Here is a 12892-nt window from a genome sequence, read left to right as displayed (position 1 = left end):
TTTAAATCCGGAACTGTAAGCTGCTTTCCTTCTACCTCACCGGATACCGTCGAAAAAGAATGTACCTTTGATGTATAAACATTGGTATCTAATTTTATCAGCATAATGATGCCCTCCTAATTAGTATGTTTTTCCAGCCAGTTGCAAAGACTGTTCCAACTGCTCTGCAGCTTGCCGATATACTCATTCTTATTGTAGATTTCATTCTCTCTTCTTGTAATCTCATCACAAAGTGCATCCAGATCATATCCCAGATTGGTACAGACATTTCCGTATTCTGTTTTCAATGCACTGGAGGCAGAAATTGATGCATTATATAAATCTCCACGCCAGCCACTGTCTAATGTATATTTATCCTCAATACCATCCTTCTGGTTTCTCAGCGTATCTATGGCTGTCTCAAGTCTCGTTTTCAGTTCCTTTAATGTATTAAGTGTCCCCTCCATGGGAGCCAGACTGCTGCTTTCTAACTGCAAACTGCTCTTTACTGTGTTTAACTGCTGTTTTACCTGATTAATCTCCGCTGTACTGGTTGTACTCTTCTTTGTTGTTGAACTTCCTTTACTGCCGGAAGAGCTTTTCTTCGTCTTCGACATTTATCCTTTCCTCCTCATCTCTCCGACGCCTTCTTATGCTTCCTGTTCTTTCTTCAGCAGCTGCTCCTGCAGCACACTCAGATTGTTTTTAATATTTTCCTGCATCAGCTTCTCGTCTTCATCCTCATAACCGCGATATACTATTTTCTGAATATCCTTATGCTGAAAATATAACAGTGCATCTCCTATAACCCCTTCCGGATAGGTACACGCTCCATAATCAAAATATCTTTTTTCACCTTTGACTACTGCAAATGCACCTCTTGCTATAATCATAATTTTCTTTACGCCACCTTTAAGCTGCACAATACTTCCTAACGGCAAAAACTCTATATTTTCCTGTTCCATCTTTTTATCCTCCTGCTTATTTTTCTTTATTCTTCTCTGTCTTCACATTTCGGTATGCGGATACGCACATATGCTCCATTATGGAAAAGCAGACCATCACTTAACTGCGGCAATTCCTTTGCTGCAACTGTTCCAAAAATTCCTGTAGAACCAGGGTTGCCCACCAGCAGACCATCCGTAGTTGCTTTTGCAAATTTGGTAATCTCATCAAATCCTTTTAATTTACCGGAATTGGCTGTAAGAATAAATCGGATTCCACTGGACAATGCCCCACTCAATATCGGTGCCAACAATACAGCTTTTAATTTCGTTGCCTCTACAAAGTCATCCCACTCATCTACCACGACATAACATGCATCCAGTTCCTGAACCAGACGGCGTGGTAACTGTTCCGGATGTTCCTTCATCTTCTGCTGCAGCTGCTGATTTCGTGCAGTCACCAGTCCCCCCAGTTCCATAAGAAACGCATCTATTCCATCTGCTCCGATATAATGAATCTCATCTCCGGACCTGTAATGATATAGTTCCATATCTTTCGAGTCTAATAAATATACTTTTCCTCTTCCTGTTATCTGTTCTAAAATAACCTTTAATGCATTCGTCTTTCCTCTTGCAGTCTCACCCAGAATTACAAATGGTGTTGTAAGACCTGCCGGAATACATTCCGGCAATACACTCTCTTTATTCAGTCCCAGCCAGATTGCCTTCTCTGCAGCGTTTTCTTCTGCTGTATGCTGTTTCTTTATCATTTCCATAAATGTTCTGATATTTAACTCATCCGGCAATACCGGGATTCTCGGTGCTACAGTATCCGGATAGCATGCATTTATCTGCTCAATACAGGCTTCTATACCCTGGTTATACTCCAGTTCATCTGTAAATGCAGTCATGACATAGACCTGCATGACACTTACCAGTCCATTGTATTTTATAAGTGTCCGTCCCTTTATCTCTGACTGTGAATAAGAACTTCGTCCCACAATTACATGCAAGTCTGATTCATCGAAAAGATAACCTGCCACTTTATTCTTAAAATTGTTATATGTAGAATACTTCATGGCATTACTTCGTGTTGCTGTTGCTGCCATATATATGCCAAGTCCGGTACCATCTCTGGATAATTTCTGGAAAAATTCTTCCGCTTCATATCCCAGTTCTTTGACCACATCATAATTGTCAATAGCAATTACTATTGCTTTTAATGTCTTTTCTGCCACCTGATTGTATACTTCAAAATTCTGTACCATCCGTTCTGCCAGTAATTTTTTACGCCGTTTTATCTCTGCCTGTATAAGATTGCAGAATTTACGGAATCGTTCTGTATCATCAAAACTGATATAGTCTGCCGTATGATGCAGGCGGTTCAATGGAATCAATCCACTGTTTCCAAAATCCAATATATAGAAGTTCAGATTCTCTACCCGGTTATGCATTGCCAGTGACAACAACACGGTTGTAAGAAATGCTGTTTTTCCATAACCTGCGGAAGCAATATATAAGAGATTTCCGTCTGTGGCAAAATCAAGCTGGTACTCCACCTGCTGCTGTTCTTCCGGAATATCTATCTTTCCAATCCGTGCAATCAGATTTAATGCATTTCCTTTCTCTGCCTGCTGGTCCGATACAATCTGTTCCGGCAACGGTGGCATCCACGGCCGTTTTACTTCCACGGTATCCATTGCCTCATATACTCTGTGGATATAATCTACCGTAGCATCCAGCTGCGTCATCATATTGCCGCCGGAAGCATGTTCATCACTTAAATCTTCATTTATCAGTTCACCCTGTCCAAGGTCATTCACCAGATAAACTCTGTCATCTACTTTTTCCTCTTCCTTTTCACTTACATAAGAAGCTCCACTCCATGCCGACTGGAATAATTCATAGATTTCATTATTTCCAACCTGAAGATAAGCTCTTCCGGGGATTGTAATATTGGCGGCATCCGGTGTCTTTAATATTTCTTTACTGTCTGCCTCATTCTGTACCATAAGTGCCAGTTTAAACTTGGAGTTTGTCCAGATCTGGTCATCTACAACTCCGGTTGGTTTCTGTGTTGCCAGTATCAGATGCACACCAAGGCTTCGTCCGATTCGCGCCGCCGATACCAGTTCCGTCATAAAATCCGGCTGTTCCTTTTTCAGCTCTGCAAACTCATCACTGATAATGAATAAATGCGGCAGTGGTTCCTTTGCCTCTCCATTCTGGAACAGCTTATGATATGCATTGATATGATTCACATCATAGCTGCTGAATATTTTCTGTCTTCTTGCCAGTTCACTCTTAATTGATGCCATGGCACGCATACTCTGTGCTCCATCCAGATTGGTGATTGTTCCCAGCAGATGCGGCAGATTCCGGAATAATCCTGCCATTCCACCACCTTTATAATCAATCAGTAAAAATGCCACCTCATACGGATGATAATTGACTGCCAGAGACAGTATATAAGACTGGATAATTTCCGATTTACCGGAACCTGTCGTTCCTGCTACAAGTCCATGGGGACCATGGGCTTTTTCATGCAGATTAAGATTGACATAATCTTCCTTGGCTCTTACCCCAAGCGGAACAGCCAGGGACTTTGCTGCATGATTTTTCTTCCATCGTTTTGCAATATCCAGTTCCTCCGGATGCTCCACCTGATACATTTCAAAAAATGTAATACTCTCCGGTATCTGTGCACTGATTCCCTGCATATGCTCCAGTGTACTTAAATTTCTTGCCATCCATTCCAAATTTATACCGCTGGTATCTGACAATTCAAAGGAAAGATTTTTCTCTTCCTTCTCTTCCATCAGAAGTGTTGCCTGACCGGAATTATGAAGCATAACTATTGTACCGATATTCTCAGGCAGATTTGCTCTCATATTTGTGGTGTAAATAATAGAAAATCCAAGGTTATCCCCTTCTTTATCCAGATATTCCATAATAGAATGGTCCATAATTAACTTTGGCTCATCTATAATAAATATAAGATGCGGCAGAAAACGGCTTTCCTTCTTACTTTCTTCTAATTTGTTTTTCCGGTTCTTAATCATCTGATGCAGGCTTCCAAGAATCTGGTCTCTCTTCCGCTCTGAATTTACAGTTCCCACTACATTTACCGCATGTATCCGTAAATGTGGATACCAACGCATCCACTGGAAATCAGCATCAAATCTGTTATTATAAATTGTTACGATTTCAAGGTCATGATAACTCTGAAAAAAAGTAAGCTGCGCCACAAGTAATTTCAATTGCTCATGAATAACGCTTTTCTCTCCCACCAGTCCCAGATGTGCTTTCTTTAAATCTACTACAACAGGCTGTTTCATCTTTGAAAATTCCCGCTTCAATTCCTGTGCTTCCAGTTCCAGCTCATCCGGTTTATCCTTTAATTCATCCGTAGAAAGGCGAATACGGAAATGACAATCTGCCATTACCTGTCCCAAAGATACATTCAGGAAATCATCATCATTAGAGCTTCTCTCATAGATTCTTGGACTGTACTGCCCAACCATCCGGGCAAGCTCCTTTACCTCCGGATAATTATAGTGATTTGCCTCTTCTTCATTCTGATATGCTGCATATATTTCCTTTCTTTTCTTTAACAGATATTCCCGATATGTTTTCTCCCGGAGCCTTTTATTCTCCTGACCTTCCTTACGGTCTGTTATATATTTAACCACCGTAAATATTGTTGTCATCACTGTGCCTGCTGCTGACATCAGCACATATAAACCACGCTTCATTAAAATACTGATTCCTACTGTCACACACAGCATCACAAGAGGCGGCACAATAAGTTGTACCAGACTCTCTTTCTTTCCATTCTGCTGTTCTTTTGGGCTGGTCAGACTAATTTCCAAATCCGGTATTCTTTTAATGATTCGAGGAGAACGTTTATACTTCGGATATCCTTCAAATGGAATTTCTTTTTCTTCCAGTTCCAATAATCCATCGGTATTGATATTCACCGTATCTTCGCATTCCACCTGTACACTTTTTTCCAGGAAGATAATTTTTCCCCGGGAAAAGCTTAATTCATCTCCATTGTTTATCTTTCCTTTACAGGCGGCTTCCCTTCCGTTCCAGTATATGTTCTCATAACCTTCTATTGTTACCTCATCATTCCTGACCCATAGCCTTGCCGGAAATCCTTCAATTCCAAGATTTCCATTTTTTCCGTCTATTGTAAAATTCTCTGTTCTCTGAAAGCTTCTCTTCATGCTATTCTTCCTCGGTATCGTATTTTTCCATCAATGGCTGCATCTTCTGTGCAATTTTCTCCAGCTCCTGTGTTTTCTCTTCTCCACTGAGACTGCTGTCTGTCTCTATCATGGATTTCTGTTTCATATAAGCATAAAGCAGCATTTCATCATCGGACTGCTGCATGGCAATATCAATTGCCTCTGAAATGTCATTTCTTCCAAGATATATCCAGTACTCCAATCTGGCTGGCGTCTCCTTTAAAGAAAGATTGCTTATAATATTCTCTTTCTGCTGCTGTGTCAGATTCTCACTTCTCACATAGGAATTGGCAAGAATATATTTCTGATATATATCCATATCTTTTACCGATATTTCCTGCATAGCATCCACACAGGATACATAATCAGCGGAAATATAGGCATTTTCTGCCGCAATTACTGCATCCTTATATGGCTCAGTACGGATGAAATCAACCAATGCATAGACCGCCAGTACTATTGCCAACAGCAATACCACAACAAACGATGCCTGCAATGTACGATACCGTCTTCGGTTCAGAAAAATCATTTTCACAGACCGTTCTGTCTCTATCTCCTGCTTACGCTGTTCCAACAGTCTGACCAGCTCTTCTACGGATTCCACCTGCCGTACCTTTTGCAGTATGCCACCCTTTAAAAGCTGCATTCCTCCCTGTACATAATCCGCATAACTGTACTGTTTCTGTAATGCATAGCCAATGAGTGCTTTATATTCTTCCATCCATTTCTGTTCATCATATTCTCTGTCTTCCCCGCAGATATCTCTCTGTTTTACATAGACCAGATGATTCCTGTCGTAATAAAGATTTTCCGGCTCTAATGTAAAGTAATATGATTTCCGGCATGCTGCCAGTAATTCTATATTTTCCAATACCGCCAGTCTTGTGGTAATATCTTCTTTTCGTATCTCTGTCATCGGTGTCAGTGCTTCCAGATTATAGGTTAAAAGCAGTTCCTCCCCTTCTTCCTCTATTTTCACTGCAATAAGACCTGTATCCGGATACATTAATTTCTGATAATCAAATATGCCTTCCGCCTGTAATGCTGATTTCTTTATTCTTTCTTCCATCTTTTCTCTCCCGTATCTTATTTTCTTCTGTCCTCTGTCTGCCTCTACTGTATGCAGAGAATATCTCCATCATAAATACTCTGCTGTTCATAGTTCTTATTCATGTCCAGAAATCTTCCCCTGCGTTCAGATTTCATTTCTTGTACCTCTTCCTGTGGCAGTTTTCCCGCTTCCTTTAAAATAAGCATGGTATCTATTATTTTCTGCTGTGGATTAACCTGTATATCTTCCTGCCAGCTTCCTTCACGATTCATAATTGTAAGTGTGAGCAACATTTTTCTTCCACCTTCCCTGTCTTCTCTTCCGATATTGCAGCAACAGCAGAATTCCCACTGCCAGCAGAATTCCGCATGCCGGAATCCAATACGCATCCAATGATGCGGTTACTTCTGCCTGCTGCTGCAGCTGCTGACTTCCTGTTGTTAAAAATAATTGTTCTTTTACAGCCTCTTCTTTTCCGGCATTTTCATCCATTTTCTTTATAAATACCTGTTCCTTTGTATCCTCATAGCTGCGTTGTTCCTTCTGCTGGTAATCTTTTACTTTTTCTTCATAATCATCCGTAAATACATCTGCTCCGTTTACATCCGTCAGCGACTGATAGGTCTGCGACCGGTTCTGCAGTACCGAAGGATTAATCTCTATTTTAGAATTATCTGTCACTTTACTTCTCCTGTTTCTGACAAAAGTATGGTCTTAAGGGATAGAAGAATCGGAAAGTCACAGGATGTGGCTTTCCGATTCTCTATTACATTACTCCAATCTTTCCGGCAATTTCACGGTCAATGTTCTGCATAGATGTAGATACATCACGTAACTGCTGTGCAATGGATGTAATTAATTCTGCAGTTGCAGAAAAGCTAGGCTCTAAGGAACTGAACTGATCATAAAATGCCTGACTGCTCTGTCCTGCCCATTCATCGCAAAGTGTAGAAACCATATTACGCATGGTACTTACTACCTGCTGGAATTCCTCACATCTTGCATCAAATTCATTTGCCTTTGTCTCCATCTGCTCCGGACTAATCCGGATGTTGTTTACATCTGCCATTTCTTTTGTCTCCTTTACTTTATATTGCAACGTCTTTCGACGGGTTGCTCTGTTCCTTGATTCTTCTGTGATAACTTCTGGCATAGCTTCCTAATATTCCCACCGCCAGAATTCCTAATATTCCATATAAAAGATATTCCACCCAACGTGAACTCTTCTGTTGTTCCCTGCTGCCGGTAACACTTTTCTGTGATACGGTATGATCCACCTCATCCTTTAAACGCTGGTAATCGCTGACCTGCAGCATCTGCGTTGGTTGTGCCACAAATTCATATACCTGTGTATATTCCATGCTTCCTACTCTTGTATAGGGAAGCTTTGCTGCAAAATCTGCCAATGCCGTCTGATTCTGACTGCTTGTAGTATTCTTCACTTCCTTTGCCGAAGCCAATGCATCTGTAACTGCCTGATTGGAAGTTTCTTTCGCTTCTTCCATGTGCTGCTGCAATGTCAATATATTTTCTGAAGTAGTCTGATACAATTTATCTGCATAATCCACATAAGACTGATTGCTGGTGTTGATTTCCTGCTGCATAAGTGCAGCATTTTCTCTCATGCTGCTCACGCTGTCATTCATCACTGTGGTATCCTGTCTTGGATGAAATCCATTTACGCTTCTTTGATAAGAATTAACTGCATCCTGTTCTTCTTTCTGGCTATTTTCTATCTCCTTTTTCACGAAATCTGTGCGGTCTGCCAATGGCTGTATACAACCACTCTGAACCAGACCCGTAATGCCATCCACATCAACATTCTTCTGTGCCGCCACATCTGTCTGCATCGCATCACATAAAAGCCCGGTGTCTCTCAGCAAATCACGAAATCCCATCCTGCTGCCATCCCCGGTCTGCCAGCTTCCCTCAAATACCGGTAATGTATAATCTTCTGTCGTAATCTGTTCCAGTGATGCCTTAAGATATTCTCCCAATGCATCCACATCTCCCGTTACCTTTAGCTGCGTCTCTGTCTGTGCAACCGGCACTTCTCCATCCAGATATGCCTTTAAAAATTCCTTTGTAGAGGCATACCCCTGTTCTGTCAGAAATTCCATGATTTCTGTATCTGCATCACACTGTTCAAATATTTTTTCTACCGTAACCGCTGCTTCCGGTTCTTCTCCAGTATCTTCGCCTTCGCCTGATTCCGGTTCGTTTTTCTCTCCTTCTTCTGTTTTGCCTTCTTCTGTTTTGTCTTCTCCGGTTTTATCCTCTTCTCCGTCCCCGCCATCTGAATCTTCCGGCAGCAGAAATGCCTTTAATATTTTGTCGATATAATTCTTGTTCTTTACATTTTCTTCAATTGCATTCTGTTCCAGTGCAATGGTAATAACCGGCGGTTCTTCCATTCCTTCTACCTGACTGCAGGTCAGTTCATATGCTACTGTTCCATCTTCTGTCTCTGCTTCCTTCCATTGCAGTTTCGGCAGCTGAGCCTTCATTTCTCTGCCATAGGAATTCAGGTTCTGTATTCCTGCTGCTTCAATTCTCTGATTATAGTTTTCAATGCATTGCTGCAAATTCGTATCCAGTTGTTCTGTCACATTTTGAATCTGTGCAATCTGGGCAAGACGGCTGTTTTGTTCAGCAGTCTTTTCTCCGTTATATGCAAGCAATGTATCCTGCAGATTTCGAATCCCATCCCGATATAAAAGTTGCCCGTCTGCATCCGAAAGTAAATTGATTTCTCCTACGCCTTCTGATATTTCTTTTAAGGAACTGACCAGTTCATTTCCTGCTGTTCGCAAATCACTTAACTGTGCAGAAGCATCTGACAGATTTTCCCGATATGCACTGTCTACTGCCTGAATCAACTGCGCATTTTCCTCTGTATAATCCGAAATATCTAACGGTATTGTAGTGTCTTCCTGCTGTTTTAATTCCGGAACTGGAACCATGCTTACCAAATCAGATGCCTGTATTCCCTGTATTGCTTCTTTATCTGTAATGTCATTATTCATAACCATTGCAGATTCATCCTGCGCCGCATGAAATTCATCCATTATGTTACATAGATACATATATGTCATCTGACTGTTCAGTTGTTCTCCAAACTGAAGGACATCACCTAAAAGTTCTTCTCTTGCATCTGCTGATACATCTTCACTGACTGCATACTGTAACTGCGATGCCGCCGGAACTGTATTTAAGCTTTCAACATTTTCCGAAAAATCTGATGGAATTATAATATAAGCACCATATCGCCCTTCTTCTATTCCATTTCTGGCATCTTCTAATGAGGTATATATGAAATTATCATTTGGAAAATTTATGATCTGCTCCCCATAATAGACTTGTGTATTACCATCCGATATGCCGGTATCCAGATTCACCACTGCCACTCCCTGTGACTCCACTGTTCTTTCTACTGCTGTATTACCTGTCTGTAATGTAGTGTTTCCATTTATCTTACCGATTCGATATCCGGTAAAACCGCTTGTTCCCAGCAGCGTAATGCACAAAAGAACAGTTATTACTTTCTTCCGTTTCATATCCTCTCTCCCTTTTCTTTTGTCTTTGTCGTATAGATTTTTTCTCTTTTTTTCGTAAATGTCAACCAAAAATATTCGACCTCATTTTCCCTTTATCTGTTCCTCTTTTTTTCTCTCCTGATTTTTCATTTTTCCTTATTTTCCGGGCATTTCAGCATACTTTTTCTAAAATTAGCAGATGATTAATTTCTATATCATTTTAAACTTAATTTAATCTGGTCGAATAAAAGTCGAAACAGTTTTCTCTGAACATCAAAGCAGTTTTTCCTTTTTTGTGTAATCTGCCATCTTGCTACTCGCGTAAACTACAAGAAACGCATTGCTTCCATAGCACCAAGTGCTATGGAAACAATGCGTTTAAAAATTATCCTACTTAACATATCTTTTGATTTTTAGCGTTCCAATGAAATGGAGGCGTGATATTAAAATCAATTCTTAATACATCTACTTGTACCTGTTTACCGTCTAAATTTACTAACTAATCCTTTGGCTACTATACGCAGACAATTTTTGATATATATATCCGCCCCTTCTCCACTCAATAAATTTTCTCTATCTTGACTATCATATGCTTGTGCAAAGAAACTTCCGCAGGGATATTTCCCCATATCCGGATCCTTTTATACAAATAATATATTTCTATATCAAGGATTATATTTTTTTATATAATTCTGCCAACTCCACCAACTCCATACCTAAATAATCTGAATAATCCCATGAGTCAATTATAATTCGAGGATAACTCAAAATAATATTTTTCTGTCTGCTACTAGTTTGAAGTTCACTCAATATAGTTTGCAACTGAACTATATTTCTCTCACTTTGTCCCTCTTTTACTTTTTCTATTTCTTCCTTTACTTTCTGTTGCAACTCACCATTTCTTTTAATGAACTGCTCTTCTAATGGCATTTTATCAACTCCTCCAAATTTACTTCAGTACATTTTCTCTATATTCCAAATATTTACTTACAACTCTTTTCTCCTCCATTTAATAACTCCCTTATGTCTTTGACTCTTTTTATACCCTCAGCATTCTTCCTGTATAACTTACCATCTTTATAAAAATAAAAATTAAATTCATTTTTTAACAAAACAGCCTTTAGCAAATTAATTGCTTCTTCAATACATTCTGTACTCAGATGATTTTTAAATTTACAAATTCGCTGCAAAGAATTAGATGCTTGTTCATCATCAAAAATTGATATATCAAATAGTGTTATATCATTTTCTATCACAATTCTATAATTATGAGGATAATACTTGTATTCTAATCTAAAAAAACCTCTGTTTTCAAAACTGCATATTGCTTCTGTTTTTTCGATATCTGTACCAAATATTTTACACATATATGAGTCAAACAGCTCAACATATTTATTATAAAAACTACTATCTAACCGCATGCCAAATTCCCCCTTCATCAACAAACTTATAACCATTATATCGTACCAGTGAAAAGCAGTGATTATCCGATTATGGCTACGGTACTTCACTTATGGGAAAGTATCTGGAAGATTTCCTTCTTACTACCAGTATGAATGCAGGAATACTTATTATACTTAAAAGTATTTGGTTTTTATTATCAGTAATAGAAACTACTGTCAGTATTATTTGTAATTGTCTGTGTTTATGAGACCTATGCGTTTTTATTTCTCTAATGCTCATAAATCATCTGAAAGTGAAACTTAATTACGAATTAAATCTTGAAAACACTGGTATTCTTACGGATTTCATTGAGCATCTGACAGTTACGGAAAACAAACTCAATGAAGCCTATAGTTTATGATATGGATACAGATAAATGGATTTTTTTGCTGGAAACCTCGTAACGAAATTGAAGGGCAATTTTTAATACATTTTTCTCAAATCTATCGAATATGAGATTTCCCAGCTTTATCAAAACATCAGTTCTGCGGAAAGCATATTTTTCTTTATCAACGGAAATAATGATACTGTAAGGCTTTCCTACATTGTACGAAAACTTTGTCCGACATTTTGGTCTGGATAAAATGATTAGGATACACAGAACTACAACCCTTTCAATTACCGCAAAAAAGATGAAAATGTCCAATTAAATTACCGCTTTTTTGACCGATTTTTATAATATAAATACCGCTATTCAATGCAAAAACACATCATCTCCACAGCACCAATTGCTATGAAAACAATGCATTTTAAGTCTAAAAATACAATGTTCAGTTTTGATTTCAGATGTCCTTATGTGGAGACATAATTAAAATAATATATTACCATTTTTGACATTCTTTGCTATAAAACAAATCCACATCAGATGCCGCATCGTACAACGCTTTTATAGATGCCAAACTGTCATATTCTGAAATCCCTCTCATTGTACCAATAAGTCCACCTTTAGAAGCAGGTAATGTACCATCCCGTAATTTTTTTATTACGACTTCAATTCTATTTTCATAATTATTTAAGTATTGACTTTTTTCATCATCTACCATTTTCTTGGCTTTATCAATTTCTTGTACTAATAGTTCCAATTTTTTTAATAATTCTTGTCTTTTATCCATAATAGCAATCTCCTTTAATTTGAAAAACTTCTAATCTCTGTTATCCAATCTGTATCAAATTGATTAAATAAATATTGAACTCCACCACCTGGTCTAGGGTCTGCAATCAATAATTGTTCTCTCGCAGTTCCTACAGCATACTTAACCTCCGTTCCAGCAGGAATTCTCGCAACTTTTACAGTATTTCTGTTTCCCCAATCTTTTGATAAAGCCAACTTATCCATATAATCATTCAATGTTGTAATTCCATTTGCTTCATCAACCGTTGTCCAGTAACATAAGGATGCATCTGGTGCGTCAGAACTATACTGCACTAATATTAAATCTTTATCTACTGTTGTCCTTATTTCATAACCATCATTAAAATTGGCTAATTCCCTATCAAATTTATAAGAATAATCTATTGTCGTTGCTGTGTTTCTACCACTCTCCCCTACATTTCCCAACTGCTGCGGTCTTTTTACGTTATTTACTACTTCCAGCTCTGCCTCACTGAGCGTTCCATATGTTGCTATTCCGGTTAGTGAGCCAACTACAAAGCCTGCCAGTGGACTGTTGGTTGCTTCTGTCATGC

The 12892-nt window shown here is 38.9% G+C and carries 11 protein-coding genes and 1 pseudogene; all 12 read right to left on the bottom strand.

Annotated elements, in window-relative coordinates; translation table 11 throughout:
- Positions 1-116 precede the first annotated feature (116 nt).
- Complete coding sequence (locus DWW33_RS15180; RefSeq protein ID WP_117699188.1) at positions 117-596, bottom strand: YwqH-like family protein; 480 nt, start codon at positions 594-596, stop codon at positions 117-119.
- Positions 597-629: 33 nt separating this feature from the next.
- Complete coding sequence (locus DWW33_RS15175) at positions 630-944, bottom strand: DUF4176 domain-containing protein (protein WP_117699189.1); 315 nt, start codon at positions 942-944, stop codon at positions 630-632.
- Positions 945-970: 26 nt separating this feature from the next.
- A complete protein-coding gene (gene essC, locus DWW33_RS15170) occupies positions 971-5155 on the bottom strand; it encodes a type VII secretion protein EssC (protein ID WP_117842352.1) in 4185 nt (1394 codons plus the stop codon).
- A gap of 1 nt (position 5156) precedes the next feature.
- On the bottom strand, positions 5157-6245 hold the full coding sequence (locus DWW33_RS15165; protein ID WP_117699191.1) for a type VII secretion protein EssB/YukC: 1089 nt from the start codon (positions 6243-6245) through the stop codon (positions 5157-5159).
- Between the two features lie 44 nt (positions 6246-6289).
- Positions 6290-6520 carry a hypothetical protein gene (locus tag DWW33_RS15160; RefSeq protein WP_147326062.1) on the bottom strand — a complete coding sequence of 77 codons (231 nt, stop codon included), beginning with the start codon at positions 6518-6520 and terminating at the stop codon, positions 6290-6292.
- Positions 6489-6908, bottom strand: a complete 420-nt coding sequence (locus tag DWW33_RS15155; protein WP_117842353.1) for a type VII secretion EssA family protein — start codon at positions 6906-6908, stop codon at positions 6489-6491. Before DWW33_RS15155 ends, DWW33_RS15160 begins: the two co-directional genes overlap by 32 nt.
- Before the next feature lie 85 nt (positions 6909-6993).
- Positions 6994-7296 (bottom strand): WXG100 family type VII secretion target, encoded by a 303-nt coding sequence (locus tag DWW33_RS15150; protein WP_158552129.1) that lies wholly within the window; start codon positions 7294-7296, stop codon positions 6994-6996.
- A gap of 19 nt (positions 7297-7315) precedes the next feature.
- The gene (locus tag DWW33_RS15145; RefSeq protein ID WP_117699195.1) at positions 7316-9784 is read right to left on the bottom strand and encodes a hypothetical protein; all 2469 of its coding nucleotides are present in this window, start codon (positions 9782-9784) and stop codon (positions 7316-7318) included.
- Positions 9785-10435: 651 nt separating this feature from the next.
- Positions 10436-10693 carry a hypothetical protein gene (locus DWW33_RS15140; protein ID WP_117699196.1) on the bottom strand — a complete coding sequence of 86 codons (258 nt, stop codon included), beginning with the start codon at positions 10691-10693 and terminating at the stop codon, positions 10436-10438.
- Between the two features lie 53 nt (positions 10694-10746).
- A complete protein-coding gene (locus DWW33_RS15135; protein WP_117842355.1) occupies positions 10747-11184 on the bottom strand; it encodes a hypothetical protein in 438 nt (145 codons plus the stop codon).
- Between the two features lie 843 nt (positions 11185-12027).
- A complete protein-coding gene (locus tag DWW33_RS15125; protein ID WP_117699367.1) occupies positions 12028-12318 on the bottom strand; it encodes a hypothetical protein in 291 nt (96 codons plus the stop codon).
- Between the two features lie 14 nt (positions 12319-12332).
- Positions 12333-12892 (bottom strand): annotated as a pseudogene (locus tag DWW33_RS15120) (T7SS effector LXG polymorphic toxin); the annotation flags it as partial.

This window comes from Roseburia sp. AF15-21 (assembly GCF_003479505.1).
Lineage (GTDB): Bacteria > Bacillota > Clostridia > Lachnospirales > Lachnospiraceae > Roseburia_C > Roseburia_C amylophila.
The sequence above is the reverse complement of the archived record's forward strand: the minus strand, read 5'-3'. Positions and strand labels throughout refer to the sequence as shown.